Consider the following 22,839-nt stretch of genomic DNA (forward strand, 5'->3'; position numbering starts at 1 on the left):
CGCAACACTTTTCTGCTGCACGGGCTTGATGGCATTACTGAATTTTATACGGCGGCGGGGGGAGGACAAGACACCTCTTCTGGAGCGGTGTCTTTCGGTGGATCTCGAGGTCGATCCGAAAACGGCCCGGATTTTCGACATGGCGGCGGTGCGGTTTGGCGACGGGCCTGCCGTCGTTGCGCCGAAAGGAGAGATCGGCTACGGACTTGATGCGCTGGAAAAGGCGCTCGGGAATACGCAGCACATCCTCGGCCACAATATCCTGCGCCACGATATCGAGCATCTTCTGGCGGCGCGGCCCCGGTTGATCGAAAAGATGGCCGCGCCGATCGACACGCTTTGGCTCAACCCTTTGGCCTTTCCGCGCAACCCCTATCATCATCTGGTGAAGCACTATCACGACGGGCGCTTGCAGGCGGGGCATGTGAACGACCCGGAACGCGACGCGCGGCTGGTGTTCGAGGTGCTGGCAAACCAAGTCACTGCGCTGAAAGACCTCTATGCAGCCGCGCCCGAAACCCTGATCGCCTATCACTATCTGACTACGCGGACCGATCGCTCCGAAGGGTTCGACGCTGTTTTTACCGAGGTTCGCAAGGCCCCCATCCCCGATCGGGCCACGGCGCTGGCGGCGATCCGGTCGCTGCTTGAGGCCAAGGCTTGCGGCGCGCGGATCGGGCCGCTGCTAGACACGCTTTCGGACCCGCAAACGGGCTGGCCGATGGCCTATGCGCTGGCGTGGATTTCCGTTGCTGGCGGAGATTCCGTCATGCCGCCCTGGGTGCGTGCCGCCTTTCCGCAAGCGGCGCTGATCGTGCGCGAGTTGCGCGACACGGCCTGCGGCGATCCCACTTGCCTCTGGTGCGCCGAGCGCAACAACCCGGTGGGAGCGCTGAAGAAATGGTTCGGCTTTCCGGGCTTTCGCCCCGAGCCCGCCGACAGCGCGGGGCGGCCCCTACAAGAGGCCATCGTGGCCGAAACCATGGGCCACGCGCATGTGCTGGGCATCCTGCCCACCGGCACCGGCAAATCGGTCTGCTATCAGGTGCCCGCGCTAAGCCTTTACGACAAGACTGGGGCGCTCACCGTGGTGATCTCGCCCCTTGTGGCGCTGATGGCCGATCAGGTGCAGGGGATGGAGCGGGCGGGAATTTCCGCCGCGGTCACTGTCAACGGCATGCTCTCGATGCCCGAACGGCAGGATGCGCTTGACCGAGTGCGGCTGGGCCAGGCGGCGATCTTGCTGATTTCGCCCGAACAATTGCGCTCGGTCTCGGTCCGCTCGGTGCTGAGGCAACGCGAGGTCGGGCTATGGGTGCTCGACGAGGCGCATTGCGTGTCGAAATGGGGCCATGATTTCCGCCCCGATTATCGCTACATTGGCCGTTTTATCCGCGAGTTCACCGGCGACGCCCCGCCCGCGCCGGTGCTGTGCCTGACCGCTACGGCAAAGCCCGAGGTGGTGCGTGACATCACCGCGCATTTCCGCGACCGTCTGGGCGTAGATCTGGCCCTGTTTGACGGCGGGGCGACGCGCACGAACCTGACTTTCGCCGTGCGCCCGACCAGCAAGGGCGCGAAGCTGGGCGACATTCTGAGCGTGATCGCAGAGCATATGCCCGAGGGCGAGACCTCCGGCGCTGTGGTCTATTGCGCGACGCGCGCCGAGACCGAGCGGGTGGCGGCGTTCCTGAAAATGCAGGGGCTTGCGGCCGAGCATTTCCACGCCGGCCTGACGCCCGACGACAAACAGACGGTGCAGGAACGCTTTCGCGTGGGGGATCTGCGGGTGATCGCCGCCACCAATGCCTTCGGAATGGGCATCGACAAGCCCGATATCCGGCTGGTGGTTCATGCCGATATTCCCGGCTCGCTTGAAAACTACCTGCAAGAGGCGGGCCGCGCCGGGCGTGACCGAGCGCCTGCGAATTGCGTGCTGCTTTATCATTCCGACGATGTCGAACGTCAGTTCACCCTCACCGCCCGCTCGCGCCTTGCGCAACACGAGATCGGCGCGATCCTGAAGGCCCTGCGCCGCATCGACGAGCATTCCCGCAACAGCGGCACGGTGGTGGCGACGGCGGGCGAGATCGTGCGCGAGGAAAAAGACCACGACTTCACCCGCGACAGCGCCACCGACGACACAAGGGTGAAAACCGCCGTCTCCTGGCTGGAAGAAGCCGCCCTTCTGGCGCGCGAGGAAAACCGGGTGCAGGTCTATCCCTCCTCGCTTCTGGTGCGCACGCTGAGTGAAGCCGAAGCGCGGCTGAAGGGCGCCGAGATTACCGAGGCCCGGCGCCGCCAGCTTTTGTCGATCGTGCGCCATGTGATGAACACGCCCCCCGATCAGGGCATAACCACCGACGAATTGACCGGGGTCAGTGGGTTGACGCACCGCGCGCTGGCCAAGGCGATGGCTGATCTGGAAACCCTTGGCATCGCGCGCAATGACATTGCGATCACCGTTTCGGTGCATGTGGGGTTTGAAAACGCCTCTGTTCCCCGTCTGGCTCGCGCGATGCGGCTGGAAAAGGCGCTGATCGCGCGGATGCGAGAGATGGCGCCCGAGGCCGGCGTGGGTGATGGCGCCCCCCTCGATCTGGCGGCGGCAAGCCAGATCCTGCGCGGCGATGGCCATGTAGATGCCAGCCCGCACGCCATCGACCGGCTCTTGCGCAGCATCGCACGCGACGGACGCGACAGCGATGGCGGCATGGGCAATATCCGGCTGCGCAAGCTTTCCGCCAAGACGCTGGAGGTGACGTTGCAACGCTCGTGGCGCGTGGTGGAACAGACCGCTGCGCTGCGCTGGATGGCGGCAGAAAAGCTGCTTGAGTTTCTTATTTCCAAGGTGCCCCCCGGCACGCGCGGCAAGGATATTCAGGTCGATACGACGATCGGGTTGATGCTTGCGGCGCTGAACGGGGATGTCTTTTTGAAAGACTCTGGCGTCAAGGAAATGACAAAGCTGATGGAGCGCGCCCTTTTGTGGCTGCACGAGCAGCAGGTGCTGACGCTGGGCAAGGGGCTGACCGTTTTCCGCTCGGCGATGACAATCCATCTCAACCCCGGGCGGGCGGGCTTCACAAAGAAGGACTTCCTACCGCTTGAAGAACATTACCGCGAACAGACGCTGCAAACCCATGTGATGGCGGCTTATGCCGAAAAGGGGCTGGCGCAGATCGACGAGGCGGTGCGGCTGTCGGAGGAGTATTTCGCCCTCGAGCAGGACCGGTTCTTGCAACGCTGGATGCCCGGGCGGAGTGTCGAGTTGAAGCGCCAGACCACCGGCAAGGCGTGGAAGCAGATTGTGGAAGACCTTGGCAATCCGGTGCAGCAAGAGATCGTCGCCGACGACCGCGAAGCGACCAACGTGCTGGTTCTGGCCGGTCCCGGCTCGGGCAAAACGCGGGTGCTGGTGCATCGCATCGCCTATCTTCTGCGGGTGCGGCGCGAAGATCCGCGTGGCATTCTGGTGCTGAGTTATAACCGCCATGCCGCCGCCGAAATCCGCGCCCGTCTGCGCCATCTGGTGGGCGAGGATGCCGCCCGCGTCACCGTTTCAACCTGTCACGCGCTGGCGATGCGGCTGGTGGGGGCGAGTTTTGCCGGCACGGCCGCCGAGACCCGCGATTTCGACGCGGTGCTTTACGAGGCCGTGCGCCAGATCAACGGCGAGGGGCTGAGCCGGTCCGAGGCCGAGGCGCAGCGCGAGGCGCTCATTCAGGGCTATCGCTGGATTTTGGTCGATGAATATCAGGACATCGGCCCCGGCGAATATGCGCTGATTGCCGCTGTGGCCGGGCGCTCGCTTGAGGATCCCGACCAGCGGCTCAGCCTGTTCGCGGTGGGCGACGACGATCAGAACATCTACGCCTTCACCGGGGCCTCGATTTCCTTCATCCGGCAATTCGAGGAGGATTATCGCGCCAAGCCCAAATTCCTGACCGAGAATTACCGCTCTACCCGGCATATCGTGGACGCGGCCAATCAGGTCATCGCCATTGCGCGCGGCCGGATGAAGGCGGGCCATCCGATCACAGTGGACAAGATGCGCAGCCTTGATCCGGGCGGCGGCGTGATGGCGGGGTACGACCCGGTCGGCCAGGGGCGGGTGCAGTTTCTCGATGTGGCGGGCGACGACACGGCGCAGGCCGTGGCGGCGGTGGACGAGCTGGTGCGGATCTCGCGGCTTGATCCGGGGTTCGCTTGGGCGCGCTGTGCCATCATCTCGCGCGATTGGCGCAGGCTTGGCCCGGTGCGCGCCTATGCCGAGAAGCTGTGCCTGCCCGTCGAGATGGCGAACGAGAAACTGCCGAGCATCTGGCGGCTGCGCGAGATGCAACGCCTTGTGGCGGGGCTGCGGCAGCGCCCGGCGATGATGCTGAGCATTCAGGACATGCTCGATGTCTTGAACAAGCAGCGCCCCGGCCGCTGGGTCGATTTGATCGCCGAGGGCATCGCTGATCTGGCGCGGGAGTTGGGTAACAAGACGATCCCGGTGCCTGATGCCATCGAATGGCTGGCCGAATGGGCGCAAGATATTCGCAGCGCGCAACGGGGGCTTTTGCTCTTGACCGCGCATCGCGCGAAGGGGCTTGAGTTTGACCATGTTGTGATCCTGAACGGCGGCTGGCAGCACCTGTCCAAGGGCGAGGACGGCGAGGCCCCGCGCAGGCTTTTCTACGTCGCCATGACCCGCGCGCGGCGCAGTCTGGCGGTGGTGACGCAAGGCGCGCATGCCTTTGTCGAGGCCGACAGCGAGTGCGAAATGCTGCGCAAGATCGAGGTGCCAGCGCGCCGCGATTTGCCCGAGCCCGACCAGTATCAGCTTCCCGATATGGGCTCGGTCGATCTTTCCTATGCCGGGCGGCTGCCCGGGACGAGCCCGACCTTGGCTGCGATTGCGGGAGCCGAGGTGGACGATCCGCTGACACTGACCCACCGCGAGGGGAAATGGCTGATTTGGGACGCGAAGGAACGCGTGCTTGGCCGCATGGCTGGAAATTGGGCCCCGCCCGCGGGCACCTCGCTGGTTTCTGGAAAGGTCGGCGCGGTGGTGCGCTGGCGCAAGTCGGACAACGAAGAGCAATATAGGACCTATATCAAGCGCGAAGAATGGGAGACCATCCTGCCGGAATTCGTGTTTCGCAAGATCGCGGCAGAGCGGAAGTTTTGAAGGTCTTGAGGAGGTCTGGCATTTTTTTGGGGGGGCGACCGGCAGAGCGAGCATTGGGTGCGCGTAAATGCCTTAAAGCATTCGGTAACCCGGCCGGTTTCCTGACAAGCAAAGCTCGTCGCAAACATAGAAAATCGGAGGTTTTTCTTTTTCGAAATGCCGCGCATCGTACGACCGACGGCAATGGGCTGAGCATACATATCGCTGCGGCGTCATCGAGCCGCGGCTTTGCCGCCCTGAGTGTCGATTACTTGGTATTTGCCGGGCGGGATGGAAGCTCCGAGGCCGATGCTTCCCGTCCTGGAGATGTACGTAGCGCGTATGATCGGCCGGCTTGAGTGGATGGCACTTTCTGACGCGCCATCAGAGATCGGTCGACGGCTGGTCCGCCTCGCGTACCAGTGTTTCGCTCTACCTGCATCTGATTGGAGCACGCCTTGCACCATGCATGCCGCATGAAATAAATTTTCCGAAACCAGACACCCAAATAAAGTAGGGGCGCCTTTCGGCGCCCCTACTTATAGGCAGTGGGGCCAACGGCGTCCGATTTAGGACGACGTCGGCCATCTTCTTCAGCTTTCAGCTTAGGCCAAACGGCCGTGGCAATGCTTGAACTTTTCGCCCGAGCCGCAGGGGCAGGGGTCATTGCGCGCCGGGTCGCCCCAAGTCGCGGGGTTTGTTTCGTCGAACCCGGCGGCTGCGGTGGCAACCGGCGCGGTCTCTGCTGCTGCGGCGGCTTCTTCCGCAGGGGCTGCATCGGCCGGAGCCTCTGCTGCAGTTACGCCTTGTTGTGCGAGCGCTGCGGCCTGTTCTTCTTCGGTCATCGGGCGGATTTGCCCAAGACGCTTGGTGACCTCGAACCGCAGGCTGTCCAGCATGGTTTCAAAGAGTTGGAACGCCTCGGTCTTATATTCCGACAGCGGGTCGCGCTGCGCATAGCCCCGGAAGCCCACCACCGAGCGGAGGTGTTCCAGCGTCACAAGGTGTTCGCGCCATTTCGCATCGATCGTTTGCAGCAAAACCTGCTTTTCGATCAGCCGCATCGTGTCGCCACCGAAAGCCTGCGCCTTTTCTTCCATATAAGCGTCAACCGCTTCGGTCACGCGCTCGGCGAGCACTTCCTGATCCACGCCTTCTTCCTCGGCCCATTTGGCAATCGGAACTTCCATGTTCAGTTGTTCAAGGAAGGCGTCGCGCATCCCTTCAACATCCCATTGATCGGCATACGATTTCGGCGGAGCGAAATCGTCGATCACATCGTCGATCACCTGCAGGCGCATGTCGCGCGCGATTTCGCCGATTTCATCGGTTTCCATGATCTCGCGGCGCTGGCTGAAGATCGCCTTACGCTGATCATTCATCACATCGTCGAACTTCAGAAGCTGTTTGCGCATGTCGAAGTTGCGGCCTTCGACCTTGGCTTGCGCGCGCTCCAGCGATTTGTTCACCCAGGGGTGGATGATCGCTTCGCCTTCTTTCATGCCGAGCTTCGACAGAACCCCTTCAAGACGGTCCGAGCCGAAGATACGCATCAGGTCATCTTCGAGGCTGAGGAAGAAGAGCGAACGCCCCGGGTCGCCTTGACGGCCCGAACGGCCGCGCAGCTGGTTGTCGATGCGGCGGCTTTCGTGACGCTCGGTGGCCAGAACGAACAGACCGCCGGCCTCGATCACCTTTTCCTTCTCGGTCGCATGTTCGGCTTCCAGCCGGGCGCGGACCTCGTCGGGGTTGGCTTCTGGGTTCGCGGCGAGTTCTGCCAGAACCTGCATCTCGACGTTGCCGCCAAGCTGAATGTCGGTGCCGCGACCGGCCATGTTGGTGGCGATCGTCACCGCACCAAGACGCCCGGCCTCGGCCACGATCATCGCCTCTTTCTCGTGCTGGCGCGCGTTGAGCACGTTGTGCGCGATGCCCTCGGCTTTCAGCATCTCCGACAGCATCTCGGATTTTTCAATCGAGGTGGTGCCCACAAGCGTCGGCTGGCCTTTGGTTTGCGCGAATTTGATCGCTTCGATCACCGCGGCGTATTTTTCTTTGGCGGTGCGATAGACGCGGTCATGTTCGTCCACACGCGCGACGGGGCGGTTGGTCGGCACTTCGACTACGCCCAGCCCGTAGATATCGCCAAACTCTTCCGCCTCGGTCACGGCGGTGCCGGTCATGCCGCCGAGCTTGTTGTAAAGACGGAAGTAGTTTTGGAAGGTCACCGAAGCCAGCGTGACGTTTTCGGGCTGGATCGTCACACGTTCCTTTGCCTCGATCGCCTGATGCAAACCGTCCGACAGGCGGCGGCCTTTCATCATCCGGCCGGTGAATTCGTCGATCAAGATCACCTCGTCATTGGCGACGACGTAGTTTTGATCTTTGTGGAACAGCTTATGGGCCGCGAGCGCCTGCGTGACATGGTGCACGATGGTGGTGCTTTCAGGGTCATAAAGCGATTGCCCCTCGGGCAGCAGCCCACTTTCCTGAAGCTTGACCTCAAGGAATTCGTTGCCTTCCTCGGTATAGGTCACGCGGCGGAATTTTTCGTCCAGCGTGTAATGCTCGGGCTCCAAAAGCGGGATATAGGCATCGAGCGTCATATAAAGTCCGGAGCGGTCTTGCGACGGGCCCGAAATGATTAGCGGCGTGCGCGCCTCGTCGATCAAGATGCTGTCCACCTCGTCGACGATCGCATAGAAATGGTCGCGCTGATACATTTCCGCGACCGACGCTTTCATGTTGTCGCGCAGATAATCAAAGCCCAACTCGTTGTTGGTCGCATAGGTGATATCGGCGGCATAGGCGGCGCGCTTTTCGGCATCGCCTTGGAACGGGTAAACAACGCCCGTGGTCAGGCCAAGCTGGGCATAGACTTTGCCCATCCATTCCGCGTCGCGTTTGGCCAGATAGTCGTTCACGGTGACGACATGCACGCCCTTGCCCGCCAGCGCATTGAGATAGGCGGGGAAGGTGGCGACAAGGGTTTTGCCCTCGCCCGTCTTCATTTCTGAAATATTGCCTTGGTGCAGGAAGATACCGCCGACAAGCTGCACATCAAAGGCGCGCAAACCAAGCGCGCGGCGCGCAGCTTCGCGGCAGTTGGCAAAGGCTTCGGGCAACAGCGCATCAAGATCTTCGCCCGATTGCGCACGCTTTTGCAGCTCGCGCGTTTTCGCGATGATCCCTTCATCGCTGAGTTTTTCGAACTCTGGCTCCAACGCATTGATTTGTGCCACGAGGGGGCGGGTCCGCTTCACCTTGCGGTCATTCGGCGTGCCGAAAAGCTTTCTTCCAATATATCCGAGGCCCAGCATTTTCTCTCCGCGGGTTCGACTGACCAAATCGTGTGAAATGCGGCCTTGCCGCACTCCTTTCCCGCCCGTAGAACTCTTGCGGATAAGGAGCGGATCTGCCTTCACAGGACCCTAGGCGATGTAAGGGGCGGCTGTCCGAGTGTCAACGCCGCGGGGTGCCGCGGCCCTGCGGGAGAGGCTTTCATGCCGAAAATCACCAAAATTCTGGGCGTTGGAGCCGTGCTGGCTTGCCTTGCGGGGGCAGGTTTCGCCGAAACGGAGGCCAAGGATCTGGGCCCCGATACGGTCGTGGCGACGGTCAATGGCACCGATATTACGCTTGGCATGATGGTGGCCGTGCGCAATGCGCTGCCCGCAGAATACAAACAGCTGCCCGATGAGCTTTTGTTTGATGGCGTTTTGGATCAACTGATCCAGCAAACCGCGCTCGCCGAGATTGGCGAAGGCATGATGACCCATCGCGATGAGATCACTTTGGAGGTGGATCGCCGCGCTTATTTGGCCGGGATGCTGCTGGATTATACTGCGCGCCGCGCCGTGACGCCCGAGACCCTGCAAGAGGCCTATGACGCCAAATATGCCGCAGCAGAGCCGACCCGCGAATTCCATGCCGCGCATATCATCGTGCCGACCAAAGAAGAGGCCGAGGCGATCTTGGCAGATATCCAGGGCGGGGCCGATTTTGCCGAAGTGGCGAAAGAAAAGTCCCAAGATGGCGCTGCGGCCAATGGGGGCGATCTGGGCTGGTTCGGGCTGGAGCAAATGGTGCAGCCCTTTGCCGAAGCCGTTGCCAGCATGAAAGATGGCGATGTTAAAGGCCCGGTGCAGACCGAATATGGCTGGCATGTGGTGAAGCTGCTCGAAAGCCGCCTTGGCACCGCGCCGACGCTGGAAGAAGCGAGCGACGATTTGGCGGGCGATCTGCGTCAAAAGGCGGTTGAGGATCGGGTGAATGACACGATCGCCAAAGCCACGGTTGAAAAGCACATCGAAGGGATTGACCCTGCGGTGCTGAAAGATCCGAAGCTGACGGGTGAAGAGTAATTGGACACGAACGGGCGGAGCAGGGCCATGGGTAAGAAGAAAGAGCTTGAAGCACGGATTGAAAAGCTGAAGGCCAAGGTCAAAGGGCTGAAAGCGAAGCTTGAAGATGTGACCGAAGATGCGGTGGCCGAAATCCGCGAGGAAGTGGCCGAGGTGGTGGCGAAGGTGAAAGCCCCCGTCTCGCCGCTCGCGCCCGAAAGCTTCCCCAAATTGCCAGTGATCGAAGGGGTCGACTTTGCCGCAGCGGCCGCTGGTGTGCGCTATGCGGGCCGGACCGATGTGATGCTGGCGCGCGTGGCCCCCGGCGCGACGGTGGCGGGGGTGTTCACCACCTCTTCGACGCGCGCGGCCTGTGTATTCGATTGCCAAGCGAAGCTCGCCGGCAAGGTCGATGAAACCGCAGGCGCGGCGATCATTGTGAACTCCGGCAATGCCAATGCCTTTACGGGCGCGGCGGGCCAAGCCTCGGTCGATGCGGTCACGGGCGCGGTGGCTGAGGCGCTTGGCCTGCCGATTGGTCGGGTCTTTTCCTCTTCCACCGGGGTGATCGGCGAGCCGTTGCCGCATGACAAGATCGTGGCCGCCGTGCCGGGGCTTGTTGGGGCGCTGGAAGCCAAAGGGATTGAGGCTGCCGCCCGTGCGATTATGACGACGGACACTTTCCCCAAAGGTGCGAGCGCCGAGGTGGAAACGGAGGAAGGTCCGATCCGCATTGCTGGCATTGCCAAAGGCTCGGGCATGATCGCGCCGAATATGGCGACGATGCTGGTCTATATCTTCACCGATGCGAAAATCCCGGCGAAGCTTTTGCAAAAGGTGCTCTCGCGGCAGGTGGATGACACGTTCAACGCGATCACGGTGGATAGTGATACCTCGACCTCGGATGCGCTGATCGTGGCCGCCACGGGCAAAAGTCCGGCAGCGGAAATCACCGATCTGCGCTCCAAGACTGCGAAAGATTTTGAAGCGGCGTTGCGCGGCGTGATGATGGATCTGGCGCATCAGGTGGTGCGCGATGGCGAAGGCGCGACGAAGTTTGTGGAGGTCCGCGTGAGCGGGGCTGAAACTGCTGCTGATGCGCATAAAGTGGCGATGGCGGTGGCGAATTCGCCGCTCGTGAAAACCGCGATTGCGGGCGAGGATGCGAACTGGGGCCGCGTTGTTGCGGCGGTCGGCAAGTCCGGCGCCAAGGCGGAACGGGACCTTTTGCGCATTTCCTTTGGCGATATGGTGCTGGCCGAAAACGGCTGGCGCGTGCCCGATTACAGCGAAGAGGCCGCCAGCGCTTATATGAAGGGGCAGGAACTGGTGATCGGTATTGATCTGGGGCTGGGCAAAGCCGCCAAATCGGTCTTCACCTGTGACCTGACGCATCGCTACATCGACATCAACGCGGATTACCGCTCGTGAGTGGGGGTTGCGGTCCCGGCACCCCGGCGCCTGTCGCGCCGGGGAAGGTGGTGTTGGTCAGCGCGGTAGCGCTGATTGACGTGGATGGGCGTGTGCTGCTCGCGCAGCGGCCCGAGGGAAAATGCATGGCGGGGCTGTGGGAGTTTCCGGGCGGCAAGGTCGAACCCGGCGAAACGCCAGAGGCGGCGCTAATCCGGGAGTTGCACGAAGAGCTTGGCATCGACACTTGGCACAGCTGTCTGGCGCCGCTGACCTTTGCCAGCCACAGCTACGAAACCTTCCACCTTCTGATGCCGGTCTTTGCCTGCCGCCGTTGGGAGGGCCGCGTGCAACCGCGTGAGGGGCAAAAGCTGGCTTGGGTGCTGCCCGGGCAATTGCGCGACTATCCGATGCCCGCTGCGGATGAGCCGTTGATTCCTGTGCTGCAAGACTGGCTGTAAAGCCCCAAAAGCCACGCTTTGGGCTGCAATTGCAGCAATTTTGGCAACAATCGCCGCAGTGCAGAAAATTTTCGTGCGCTAAAACGTCACGATGCGCAATAAAACTATACGAAATTGCGGGGTGCGCTACTTTTGCATTTGCACTCTGTTAAGGAAATGTGACTAGTGTCACGAGTGAAAACACTCTTGGGAGGATGTCTCATGCTTCGCACCATCGTTGTCGGCAGCTGTGTTTCCGTGCAGGGAACTTTCGAAAATCAGCTTGAAAACGGCAAAATCGTGGTGCGTGTCGGTGATCGTCTCTTCGCCGGGAAACCGGTTTTGCGGAAATCTGCTGCCTGATCGCTGCCACGACCACACACTCACGTAACAAATAAAGGGGGGCCATGGCCCCCCTGTTTCGTTTTGTGCAACGATCTTGGTTGCAGGCCCGATCCGAAAACCGGGCCCGAAAGCCTTAGAGCTTACGCTCGACTTCTTCGCGCTCGAAGATTTCGATCACGTCATTCGGGCGAATGTCTTCGTAGTTTTCGAAGGCCATGCCGCACTCTTGGCCCGATTGCACTTCTTTGACTTCGTCTTTGAAGCGCTTGAGCGTTTTCAGCGTACCTTCGTGGATCACCACGTTGTCGCGCAGCAGGCGCACGCCTGCGGAGCGGCGCGCCACGCCTTCGGTGACCAAGCAGCCCGCAACCTTGCCAACGCCAGAGACTTTGAAGACCTCTTTGATCGACGCGTAGCCGATGAAGGTTTCGCGCACTTCGGCTTTGAGAAGGCCCGAGGCAGCGGCTTTGATGTCATCCACCAGATCATAGATGATCGAGTAGTAGCGGATCTCGACGCCTTTTTGGTTCGCGGCAGACCGTGCCGGGGCATTGGCCCGGACGTTGAAGCCGATCACCGGCGCCGAAGACGCTTCGGCCAGACCAATATCGCTTTCGGTGATCGCGCCGACGCCCGAGTGGATGACCCGCACCCGCACTTCGTCGTTGCCGATCTTCTCAAGCGCTTGCACGATCGCCTCGGCAGAGCCCTGCACGTCCGCTTTCACCACAACCGACAGTTCGGCCACGTTTTCATCGGCTTTGGCTTTCGCCATCAGCTGTTCCAGCGTGGTCGCGGCGCCCGCAGCGGCGCGTTTGTCTTTGGCGGCTTGATTCCGGTAATCGGCAATCTCGCGCGCTTGGGCTTCGGTTTCCACCACGTTGAGCACGTCGCCCGCTTCGGGCGTGCCGTTGAGACCGAGCACCTCGACCGGAACCGAGGGACCAGCTTCGTCAACACGCTCGCCACGGTCGTTGATCAGCGCGCGGACCTTACCCCACTGCTCGCCGACGACGAAGATATCGCCTTTGCGCAGCGTGCCGTGTTGCACGAGAACCGTGGCCACCGGGCCGCGACCCACATCCAGCTTGGCTTCGATCACCGCGCCTTGCGCCGCCCGGTTCGGGTTGGCGCGCAGCTCAAGGATCTCGGCTTGCAGCGCGATGGCTTCAAGCAGCGTATCAAGGCCTTTGCCGGTCTTGGCCGACACTTCCACCGTTTGCACATCGCCGCCCATCTCTTCGACGACGACTTCGTGTTGCAGCAGATCCGTGCGGACCTTTTGCGGATTAGCGGCGGGTTTGTCGATCTTGTTGATCGCCACGATCATCGGCACTTGCGCGGCCTTGGCGTGGTTGATCGCTTCGATCGTCTGCGGCATCACGGCGTCATCGGCAGCGACAACCAGCACGACGATGTCGGTCACTTGCGCGCCACGCGCCCGCATCGAAGTGAACGCGGCGTGGCCGGGCGTATCAAGGAAGCTCAGCACAGCACCCGATTCGGTCGTCACCTGATAGGCGCCGATGTGTTGGGTGATGCCGCCAGCTTCGCCAGACACCACGTTGGCGTGACGGATCGCATCCAGAAGCGAGGTTTTGCCGTGGTCGACGTGGCCCATGATCGTGATGATCGGCGGACGCGAGACGAGATCCTCGTCTTTGTCTTTGACCGTGTCGATCACTTGTTCAACGTCGGCATCCGACACGCGCACCGCGCGGTGGCCGAATTCATCAATGATCAGTTCGGCGGTATCCGCGTCGATGGTTTGGTTCGCGGTGACCATCATGCCCATTTTCATCAGGGCTTTGACGACATCTGCGCCACGTTCGGCCATACGGTTGGCAAGTTCCGAAACCACGATGGTTTCAGGAAGCTGCACTTCGCGGACCATTTTCTCGGCTTTTTGGCCAAAGCCCATCGCTTTTTGACGCGCTTTTTCTTGCTTGCGCTTCATTGCGGCGAGCGAGCGTTGACGCCCACCTTCGCCCTCAATCTCACGCAGCGACAGCTTGCCCGAACGGCGGCCTTCGTCGCCTTTGCCTTTCGAGTTGCGGTCGTTTTGGGTGTTTGCGCGGTCGTCGCGGTCCCGGTCCGTTTTGCGCGGGCCGGTGGTCGAAACGCCTTTGGTCGCAGCGCGCGCAGCAGCTGCCTCGGCGGCAGCCGGGTCGGCCGGGGCCGCGGGTTTTGCCGCGGGTTTCGCACGCACTTCTTCTTTGCGTTGCGCACGCAGCTCGGCTTCGCGGGCCTTACGCTCTTCTTCTTCTTGCTTCAGGCGCAGCGCCTCTTCGCGCTCACGCTCTTCGCGTTCCTTGGCTTCCGCCTCAGCACGGCGGCGCTCACGCTCTTCTTCGCGCGCCTTTTCCTCGGCGGCGCGTTGCGCAGCTTCCTGTACTTCGCGGACCTTCGCGGCCTGAAGCGCTTTCAGACGGCGCTCCATCTCGGCATCGGAGATGCCTGCGGGGCGGCGCGACGGATCGCCCAGCGCAGGCGAACCCGCTGGTTTCGAGGAGGCCCCCGCACCAGGCTTGGGAACCATCACCTTCTTGCGCTTGGTCTCGACCACGACGTTTTTCGTGCGCCCGTGGCTGAAGCTCTGCTTCACCGAACCGGGGCGCGCGCCGCCGAGACCGAGGGGTTTCTTGCCGTCCGTATCGCTCATGCCGTCTTCGTATCCTTCATGGCGGTCTGGCCGCCGTCCTGCTTGCGCAATCCCGCAAGCCTTGCCGCTTCTCTAATCACACGCGGGGTGAGTCCGCCAGCCGCAAGCGCGCCGTGTATCGCACGGTCGCGGCCAAAAGCCAAACCCAATTCCGAGGCGGTCAAACAGCCGAACCAACGCCCGCCCGGCGGGGTCCAGAGTTTGCCTTTGCCGCGATCAGACCCGTCCGATGCCTGAAACAGCACCTTCGCACGCCCTTCCGCCAGCCAGTCCTTAACTTTTTCAAAGCCGCAGACCGCATCGCCCGCCTTGCGCGACAACGAAATCAACTCAACCACCCGATGCGCCAAACCCGCATCGACCATGTCGATGAAGCCTTCGGGTAGTTGTACCTGCGACCTTGCAGCGCGGGAAAAGAGCCCTTTCGAGGCCGCTTTTTCCAATACTGCGCGCTCCGAGGTTACCCAAATCCCCCGGCCGGGAAGCTTTTCGGCCAGATCCGGGTAGATCATGCCATCGGGGCCAAGCACAAAACGCAACAGGCCAGCCTTCGGCGCCACATCGCCCGTGACGATGCAACGCCGTTCCGCCTCTTCGCGTTCCTTATCTCGGCCCCCGCGGCTCATCTTATTCCTCGGTCTCTTCCTCGGTGTCTTCTTCGTCTTCTTCGGCCGTCTCGAGTTCCGACGGGTCGACCCAGCCCAGCTGGATACGCGCCGTCATGATCAGGGCCTGCGCTTCTTCCAGCGACATGCCAAATTTCTCGAGAATACCGTCATCCTTGACGCGCGAGCCGTCGACCGTGGTCCAGCCGCCCGCCAATTCCCAGTCCGCACAGGTCGCGAAGTCTTCGAGCGTCTTCACGTCATCACGGGCCAGCGCTTCGATCATTTGGGGCGTCAGGCCCTCAAAGTCAAACAGCGACTGTTCAACACCGAGTTCCTTGGCCGCTTCAATCGCTTTGCGGTTTTGCTCTTCGATATAGTCACGCGCGCGCGCTTGCAGCTCTTCGGCGGTGCTGTCATCGACGCCTTCAATCGCCAGAAGTTCGTCCAAATCGACATAGGCGACTTCTTCAAGGTTGGTGAAGCCTTCGGCCACCAGAAGCTGGGCGAAGAACTCATCAAGATCGAGCGCATCAACAAAGAGCTTGGTGCGCTCAGCGAATTCGGCCTGACGACGGCTCGATTCTTCGGCCTCGGTCAGAATGTCGATATCAAGGCCGGTGAGCTGGCTCGCCAGACGCACGTTTTGGCCACGGCGACCAATGGCGAGCGACAGCTGCTCATCAGGCACCACGACTTCAATCTTGCCCGCTTCTTCGTCGATCACAACCTTGGCAACTTCAGCCGGTTGCAGCGCGTTCACGAGGAAGGTCGCCGGTTCCGGGTTCCACGGAATGATGTCGATCTTTTCGCCTTGCAGTTCCCCCACAACGGCTTGCACGCGCGAGCCGCGCATACCGACGCAAGCGCCGACCGGGTCGATGGAGTTGTCGTTCGAGATAACAGCGATTTTCGCGCGCGAACCCGGGTCACGGGCCACGGCACGAATTTCGATGATGCCGTCATAAATCTCCGGCACTTCCATCTTGAAGAGTTCCGCCATGAATTGCGGATCGGTGCGCGACAGGAAGACTTGCGGGCCACGGGTTTCGCGGCGCACGTCTTTCACATAGGCGCGGATCCGGTCGTTCGGGCGATAGCTCTCGCGGCCGATTTTCTCGTTGCGGCGCAAAATCGCTTCGCCACGGCCAATATCGACGATGATATTGCCGTATTCTTCGCGTTTGACGACGCCGTTGATGATCGTGCCTTTGCGGTCTTTGAATTCATCAAACTGGCGGTCACGCTCGGCTTCGCGGACCTTTTGCAAGATCACCTGCTTGGCCGATTGCGCAGCGATTCGGCCCAGATCAACCGGGGGCACTTCGTCGATGATTTCATCGCCCACTTGCGGGTCGGCCTTGTATTGCTTTGCCTGCGCGACGGTGAGTTCCGCTTGGTAGTTTTCCACCGCATCATCTTCGACCACGGTCCGGACACGGGTGAAGGTGGCGCGCCCGGTTTTGCGGTCGATCGACACGCGGATATCCATCTCCGCGCCATAACGCGACTTGGCGGCCCGGGCGAGGCTGTCTTCCATCGCCTGGATCACCAGATCGGGGTCGATCATCTTCTCGCGGGCCACCGCCTCGGCGGTTTGCAGAAGTTCGAGCTGGTTGGCAGAGGTGATTGCCATCTCTCAGGTCTCCTCGTCGGGATCTGTGTCGGGGGTATTCGTATCGTCTTCGGTTTCGATCTCGTCGAACTGTTCTTCGTCGATCACGCCTGCGGCCTTTTTCTGGCGCAGCATTTCGGCGATCAGCTCGTCGGTCAGGATCAGTTTCGCATCGGTGAGCCAGTCGAACTGCAACCCGATGATCACCTGTTCGCCCTGCTCTTCGATTTCGATCAGCACCTCTTCGCCCTCGGTGCCGTGCAAGATTCCCTTGAAGCGCTTGCGGCTGTCGATCTGCTCAGAGGTTTCAAGCCGGGCCTCATAGCCTTCCCATGCATCGAAATCTTTCAGCCGCGTCAGCGGCCGGTCGATGCCGGGGGAAGAGACTTCCAGCGTGTATTTATCTTCGATCGGGTCTTCCACATCGAGAACGGCCGAAACCGCCGTGGAAATCGCCGCGCAATCGTCGACATCAATCCCGCCCTCGGGACGGTCTGCCATGATCTGCAAAAGCGGATATTTGCCGCCCTGCAGGCGCACGCGCACCAGTTCGAAGCCAAGCCCCTCGATGGTGGGGCCGATAATTTCTGCCAGGCGCCGGTCGATGGCGGTCTTGGCGATTAGGTCGGTCATGTTCCGATCCCTGAAAAACAAAAAACGGGCCTTAGCGGCCCGCGACATAGTTCCGGTGGGCTGCGAGTTTGGACCTCACAGCGCCGCTGTTGATGTGCGTATAGGCGAATCGTGCCTGCGTTGCAAGCTTTCTGTGCGGGCGCGCGTCAGCCCCGCATTTTGTCCATGGTGGCGACAAGGGCGGCGTGATGCCCGGCTCGCTCAGCGCATGGCCCGCCGCGGGCACCAGACGCAGGTTGCACTTCTTCCAACCGCGCGCCAGTCGCCACGCCGAAATCGGCGGGCAGATCATATCCATCCGGCCCTGAATGATTGTGGCGGGGATATGTTCGATCCGGTGCCGGTCACGCAAAATTTGCCCATCTTCCTCCAAAAACGCGTGGTTGGAGAAATAGTGGTTCTCGATCCGGGCAAAAGCATGGGCGTAATCGGGCGGGGCTTCGCCGGGGAAACCATCGTAATCGACCGAAGCGAGCGCATTTTCCCACATCGCCCAATGCCGGGCAAAGCGCGCCTCTTGCAGATAGTCACCAGAGAACAGCCGCTTGTTGTAGGCGGTGATCATGTCATGGCGCTCGCCATCCGGGATCGGCGCAATGAACTGGGTCCAAAGGTCGGGGAAAAACTGCCCCGCGCCACCACCGTAAAACCACTCAAGCTCAGACCGCTGCGCCAAGAACACGCCGCGCAAAACCAAAGCCTGCGCGCGGTCGGGGTAGGTTTGCGCATAAAGAAGCGACAGCGTCGCCCCCCAGCTGCCGCCAAACACGATCCAACTCTCGATGCCAAGCTCGGTGCGGATGCGTTCCATATCCGCGATCAGATCCCATGTGGTGTTATGGTTCACCGAGGCATGGGGCTTGGAAAGCCCGCAACCGCGCTGATCAAACAGGATGATCCGATAATGCGCCGGGTCGAAATACCGCCGCATCGCGGGGCTGGAACCACCGCCCGGCCCGCCGTGGCAGACCACAACCGGGCGCCCTTGCGGATGCCCCGATTGCTCGACATAGATTTGATGGCCGAAACCAACGTCCAGCAGCCGCTGGTCGAAAGGATCGACCGGCGGATAAAGAAAGGCGCTTGCCGTGCGCTTTTGCCCTGCGTTCTTGTCCATTGCCGCACTATATAACGCACGAAACCCGCCTGCCACGGGGCGGGCCAAAAAATTAAGCCGGAGGGTGGCATGGAAGCTGCGACAAAGACGATCGACCCCGCCGAGGTGGCGAAATTCGAGGCAATGGCCGCCGAATGGTGGGATCCGAACGGCAAGTTCAAGCCTTTGCACATGCTCAACCCCTGCCGTTTGGACTATATCACCACCCAAATCGCCACCCAATTCGGGCGCGATCTGAAAGCTTCGCGCCCGTTTGAAGGGCTGCGGCTGTTGGATATTGGCTGCGGCGGTGGGCTGCTGGCCGAGCCGATGGCGCGGCTTGGCGCGACCGTTGTGGGCGCCGATGCGGCGCCGAAAAACATCCCTGTTGCGAAGCTTCACGCCGAACAATCGGGGCTACAGATCGACTACCGCAATTGCGCCGCCGAAGATTTGGCCGCAGCGGGCGAGCGGTTCGATGTGGTCTTGGCGATGGAGATCATTGAACACGTCGCCGATACGCAGGGTTTCACCAACACCTGTGCAAGCCTGATGAACCCGGGCGGGCTGATGCTGATGTCGACGCTGAACCGGAACCCGAAAAGCTATGTGATGGCGATTTTCGGGGCCGAGCGGGTGATGCGCTGGCTGCCTGTGGGCACGCATGAATGGTCGAAATTCGTCACGCCCGATGAGCTTTATGGGCTGATGCGCGGCGCGGGGCTTGATCCGGTGGATCGCAAGGGGATGGTCTTCAACCCGCTTGGCTGGAGTTGGTCGCTGTCGTCCTCCGATCTGAGCGTGAACTACGCGGCGGCGGCGGTGAAACGCTGACACGGCTGGGGGCGCTGCCCCCGGGCCCTTGGGAGAATTGAACCAAGTCGAAGGGGCCGCGAGGCCCCTTTTATTTTGCCTTTGGCCGAAACGCCGCGATCTCGGCCGGATCGGTCTCGATGTAGCCCGCGCCGATCAGATCAAGGCAATAGGGCACCGCCGCGAAAACGGCATTCAGACAGGTGGCAATCGCCGCTGGTTTGCCGGGCAGGGTGATGATCAGGCTCTTGCCCGCAATCCCCGCCGTTTGGCGCGACAAGATCGCAGTGGGCACCTCTAACAGGCTTGCGCGGCGCATTTCTTCGCCAAAGCCTGCGAGTTCCTTTTCCATTACATCGGCCACGCCTTCGGGCGTTTCATCCCGCGGCGCGGGGCCCGTGCCGCCGGTGACCAAAATCAGGTCTGCGCCTTCTGCCACCAGTGCGCGTAGGCAGGTGGCGACGCTTTCGCGCCCATCGGGGATGATGTGTCGCGTAATGGAAAGGGGCGTCGTGACGACGCCCCTAAGCCAGTCTTCACAACCGGGGCCGCCTTTGTCTTCATATTCCCCGCGCGAGGCACGGTCGGATACGGTGACAATGGCGACCGTGGCCGTCATTTGCCCTCGACCCGCGCGTTGCGGGTGGCGATCAGGCGCAGACGCAGACCGTTGAGGCGGATGAAGCCCTCAGCGTCTTTTTGGTCATAGGCGCCCGCGTCTTCCTCAAAGGTGACGTGCTTTTCGCTGTAAAGGCTGTGGTCCGACCAGCGCGCCACGGTGCTGGCTTTACCTTTGTAAAGCTTAACGCGGACGGTGCCGGTGACATGCTCTTGGGTTTTGTCGATCAGCGCTTGCAGCGCTTCACGCTCGGGGCTGAACCAGAAGCCATTGTAGATCAGCTCGGCATAGCGCGGCATGACACTGTCTTTGAGATGGCCCGCGCCCGCATCAAGCGTGATTTGCTCAATGCCACGGTGGGCTTCCAACAAGATCGTGCCGCCGGGGGTTTCATAAACGCCGCGCGACTTCATGCCAACGAAGCGGTTTTCCACCAGATCGAGCACGCCAATACCATGTTTGCCGCCCAACTCGTTGAGCTTGGTCAGGATTGTGGCGGGCGACATCGCCTCGCCATTGATCGCCACGGCATCGCCTTTTTCGAAGGTGATCTCGACCATCTCGGGCGTATCGGGGGCCTGTTCCACCGGCACCGTGCGTTGCAGCACGTAATCGGGGAATTCGACGGCCGGATCTTCCAGCACGCGGCCTTCCGAGGAAGTGTGCAGCAGGTTCGCATCGACCGAGAACGGCGCTTCGCCGCGTTTGTCTTTGGCGATCGGGATTTGGTTCGCTTCGGCAAACTCAAGCAGTTTGGTGCGCGAGGTCAGATCCCACAAACGCCAAGGCGCGATCACCTTGATCGTCGGGTCAAGCGCCGCCGCCGAAAGCTCAAACCGCACTTGGTCGTTGCCTTTGCCGGTCGCGCCATGGGCGATCGCATCGGCGCCATGTTCACGGGCAATCTCCACAAGGTGCTTGGAGATCAACGGGCGCGCAATCGAGGTGCCGAGCAGATAAAGCCCTTCGTAAAGCGCATTGGCGCGGAACATCGGGAACACGAAGTCGCGCACAAATTCTTCGCGCACGTCAAGAATGTGGATGTTCTCGGGCTTGATGCCCAGCATCTCGGCTTTCTTGCGCGCCGGTTCCAGTTCTTCGCCCTGACCAAGGTCGGCGGTATAGGTGATCACCTCACAGCCATATTCGGTTTGCAACCATTTCAGGATGATCGAGGTGTCGAGGCCGCCAGAATAGGCAAGCACGACTTTCTTGGGAGCGGACATGGAAAGCCTCCGAACTGCGGTTTGCGCGGGCATAGTGTTTTTTGTGACGGTTCTCAAGGGCTGCGGCGCGGTTTGGCCGCGCGCAATTGTGCCCATCACAAAGGCTTTGCTCTTGCGCGGGCGCACGGGGCGCGCCACATCTGCGCTATGACACAGTTCGCCCTTGCCGCCCTTGCTGCCACCCGTGCACTGCGCACGCTCTTTGAGCCGACGCCGCTGCAGCGCAATGAATTTCTGTCGAAGCGCTATGGGGCCGAGATTTGGCTCAAGCGCGAAGACCTCACACCGGTGCGCTCTTATAAATTGCGCGGCGCGTTCACGGCGATGCGCAAGCGCCGCGAGGCGGACCCGGAGGCCACGCATTTCGTGGCGGCCTCGGCGGGGAACCATGCGCAGGGGATGGCCTTCGCCTGCCGCCATTTTGGTGTGAAAGGCACGATCTTCATGCCGGTGACCACGCCGCAACAAAAGATCGACAAGACCCGCGTCTTTGGCGGAGAGGCGGTCGAGATTGTGCTGACGGGCGATTATTTCGACCAGACGTTGGCGGCGAGCCAAGAGTTTTGCGACAGCGCCGGGGCGCATTTTCTGTCGCCCTTTGACGATGCCGATGTGATCGAGGGGCAAGCCTCGGTTGGCGTGGAAATCCTTGATCAATTGGGCCGTGCGCCGGATATGGTGATTTTGCCGGTGGGTGGCGGCGGCTTGGCGGCGGGCGTCACGGGCTACCTTGGCGCGACCGCTCCGCAAACCGATTATCGCTTTGTGGAGCCTTTAGGCGGTGCCAGCCTGACCGCGGCGATTGAGGCGGGGGAACCTGTCACGCTCAAGCAGGTGAACAGCTTTGTCGATGGCGCTGCCGTGGCGCGGATTGGCGCGCTTCCCTTTGAGCGGTTGCGGTGGATCAAGCCTGAGCAGATCCTGCTCTCTCCCGAAGATCGGATCTGCATTTCTATGCTGGAGATGCTCAACCACGAGGGCGTGGTTTTGGAACCCGCAGGTGCGCTTGCCCTAGATGTGTTGCCGGAACTGGCGAAGCAAATCCGGGGCAAGACGGTGGTCTGCCTGACCTCGGGCGGGAATTTCGATTTTGAGCGCCTGCCAGAGGTCAAAGAGCGTGCGCAGCGCTATTCAGGGTTGAAGAAATACTTCATCTTGCGGATGCCGCAGCGCCCCGGCGCCTTGCGTGAATTTCTGTCGATGCTAGGGCCGGATGACGATATTGCCCGGTTCGAATATCTCAAAAAATCTGCGCGAAACTTTGGCTCGGTGCTGATCGGGATCGAGACGAAGCGGGCCGACGCGTTCGATTCGCTGACCGAGCAGTTGGATGCCGCGGGGTTTGACTACCGCGACATCACCGATGATTCGGCCTTGGCCGAGTTCCTCATTTGAGGCGGCTCAGGCCGCCGAGGTGAACTCGTCCACCCGGACCATGAACTGCGCTTTCGAGCGGCCATAGCAATCAAGGATTGCGGGCACGTCCACGCTTTCGGAATTGCCCGCCGCGCAGCGCCGCTCACCATCTTGGCACATCGTGCCAAAGGCGCGGAACCCAAGGTTCCAAGCCGAGCCTTTGAGAAAATGCAATTCATCGCCCAGCTTCTCGGGCTTGCGCCCCAGATTCAGGACGACGTTCTCGACTTCATCAAGAAAAAGCTCAAGTACTTCGGCGAACCCTTCGGCGCCGATCTCGGATCGCAACTCGGCGACCCGTTCCCAATCAATCATAATGCCCTCCACGGACCCCATTCGTCTTCACCACCTGTCAAGCTAAGCGGGAAAGGTTGCCGAACGCTTAAGTGCGTCAAGGAAGTTGGGGAGGGCAGGCGGCCTGCGGCGCTTTGTTTACAAGCGCGGGGGCGGGCTGTATC

The 22,839-nt window shown here is 61.3% G+C and carries 16 protein-coding genes; 7 read left to right on the forward strand and 9 right to left on the reverse strand.

Features of this window, described 5'->3' with window-relative positions:
• Positions 1-139 precede the first annotated feature (139 nt).
• Positions 140-5,179: a RecQ family ATP-dependent DNA helicase gene (locus CRO18_RS16870; protein ID WP_170952717.1), complete on the forward strand. Its 5,040-nt coding sequence runs from the start codon at positions 140-142 to the stop codon at positions 5,177-5,179.
• Positions 5,180-5,763: 584 nt separating this feature from the next.
• Here the strand turns inward: CRO18_RS16870 and secA are convergent.
• Positions 5,764-8,478: a preprotein translocase subunit SecA gene (secA, locus tag CRO18_RS16875; RefSeq protein WP_097082983.1), complete on the reverse strand. Its 2,715-nt coding sequence runs from the start codon at positions 8,476-8,478 to the stop codon at positions 5,764-5,766.
• 183 nt (positions 8,479-8,661) lie between these two features.
• Here secA and CRO18_RS16880 point away from each other — a divergent pair, with 183 nt between their 5' ends.
• The 4 genes from CRO18_RS16880 (at position 8,662) to CRO18_RS18915 (ending at position 11,714) form a co-directional block, all read left to right on the forward strand.
• Positions 8,662-9,522 (forward strand): peptidylprolyl isomerase, encoded by an 861-nt coding sequence (locus CRO18_RS16880; RefSeq protein ID WP_097082984.1) that lies wholly within the window; start codon positions 8,662-8,664, stop codon positions 9,520-9,522.
• 27 nt (positions 9,523-9,549) lie between these two features.
• On the forward strand, positions 9,550-10,932 hold the full coding sequence (argJ, locus tag CRO18_RS16885; protein WP_097082985.1) for a bifunctional glutamate N-acetyltransferase/amino-acid acetyltransferase ArgJ: 1,383 nt from the start codon (positions 9,550-9,552) through the stop codon (positions 10,930-10,932).
• Positions 10,929-11,372: a (deoxy)nucleoside triphosphate pyrophosphohydrolase gene (locus tag CRO18_RS16890; RefSeq protein WP_170952715.1), complete on the forward strand. Its 444-nt coding sequence runs from the start codon at positions 10,929-10,931 to the stop codon at positions 11,370-11,372. Before argJ ends, CRO18_RS16890 begins: the two co-directional genes overlap by 4 nt.
• A 201-nt stretch (positions 11,373-11,573) precedes the next feature.
• The gene (locus CRO18_RS18915) at positions 11,574-11,714 is read left to right on the forward strand and encodes a hypothetical protein (RefSeq protein WP_097082987.1); all 141 of its coding nucleotides are present in this window, start codon (positions 11,574-11,576) and stop codon (positions 11,712-11,714) included.
• A gap of 115 nt (positions 11,715-11,829) precedes the next feature.
• Here the strand turns inward: CRO18_RS18915 and infB are convergent, their stop codons facing one another.
• The 5 genes from infB to pip are packed head-to-tail and all read right to left on the reverse strand — an operon-like array spanning position 11,830 to position 18,328.
• Positions 11,830-14,358 carry a translation initiation factor IF-2 gene (infB, locus tag CRO18_RS16900; protein WP_097082988.1) on the reverse strand — a complete coding sequence of 843 codons (2,529 nt, stop codon included), beginning with the start codon at positions 14,356-14,358 and terminating at the stop codon, positions 11,830-11,832.
• On the reverse strand, positions 14,355-14,984 hold the full coding sequence (locus tag CRO18_RS16905; RefSeq protein WP_076485912.1) for an RNA-binding protein: 630 nt from the start codon (positions 14,982-14,984) through the stop codon (positions 14,355-14,357). The genes infB and CRO18_RS16905 overlap by 4 nt, the downstream gene beginning before the upstream one ends.
• Position 14,985: 1 nt before the next feature.
• Positions 14,986-16,599 (reverse strand): transcription termination factor NusA, encoded by a 1,614-nt coding sequence (gene nusA, locus CRO18_RS16910; RefSeq protein WP_097082989.1) that lies wholly within the window; start codon positions 16,597-16,599, stop codon positions 14,986-14,988.
• 3 nt (positions 16,600-16,602) lie between these two features.
• Positions 16,603-17,211, reverse strand: a complete 609-nt coding sequence (rimP, locus tag CRO18_RS16915) for a ribosome maturation factor RimP (RefSeq protein WP_097082990.1) — start codon at positions 17,209-17,211, stop codon at positions 16,603-16,605.
• Between the two features lie 31 nt (positions 17,212-17,242).
• Positions 17,243-18,328: a prolyl aminopeptidase gene (gene pip / locus CRO18_RS16920; protein WP_097082991.1), complete on the reverse strand. Its 1,086-nt coding sequence runs from the start codon at positions 18,326-18,328 to the stop codon at positions 17,243-17,245.
• A gap of 69 nt (positions 18,329-18,397) precedes the next feature.
• On the opposite strand from pip, the gene ubiG reads away from it, so the two are divergent.
• Complete coding sequence (gene ubiG / locus CRO18_RS16925; protein WP_097082992.1) at positions 18,398-19,141, forward strand: bifunctional 2-polyprenyl-6-hydroxyphenol methylase/3-demethylubiquinol 3-O-methyltransferase UbiG; 744 nt, start codon at positions 18,398-18,400, stop codon at positions 19,139-19,141.
• Between the two features lie 70 nt (positions 19,142-19,211).
• Here the strand turns inward: ubiG and mog are convergent, their stop codons facing one another.
• Both mog and CRO18_RS16935 read right to left on the reverse strand, forming a co-directional pair.
• Entirely contained in the window at positions 19,212-19,739 is a 528-nt protein-coding gene (gene mog, locus CRO18_RS16930) for a molybdopterin adenylyltransferase (RefSeq protein ID WP_097082993.1), read from the reverse strand.
• The gene (locus CRO18_RS16935; protein WP_097083005.1) at positions 19,736-20,965 is read right to left on the reverse strand and encodes an argininosuccinate synthase; all 1,230 of its coding nucleotides are present in this window, start codon (positions 20,963-20,965) and stop codon (positions 19,736-19,738) included. Before CRO18_RS16935 ends, mog begins: the two co-directional genes overlap by 4 nt.
• A gap of 147 nt (positions 20,966-21,112) precedes the next feature.
• Between CRO18_RS16935 and ilvA the strand changes: the two genes are divergently transcribed.
• Positions 21,113-22,360, forward strand: a complete 1,248-nt coding sequence (gene ilvA, locus CRO18_RS16940; RefSeq protein WP_097082994.1) for a threonine ammonia-lyase IlvA — start codon at positions 21,113-21,115, stop codon at positions 22,358-22,360.
• A gap of 6 nt (positions 22,361-22,366) precedes the next feature.
• Here ilvA and CRO18_RS16945 read toward each other — a convergent pair whose 3' ends face one another.
• Entirely contained in the window at positions 22,367-22,696 is a 330-nt protein-coding gene (locus CRO18_RS16945; protein WP_076486013.1) for an Hpt domain-containing protein, read from the reverse strand.
• Positions 22,697-22,839 lie beyond the last annotated feature (143 nt).

The organism is Rhodobacter sp. JA431 (assembly GCF_900217725.1).
GTDB classification, from domain to species: Bacteria; Pseudomonadota; Alphaproteobacteria; order Rhodobacterales; family Rhodobacteraceae; genus Rhodobacter; species Rhodobacter aestuarii.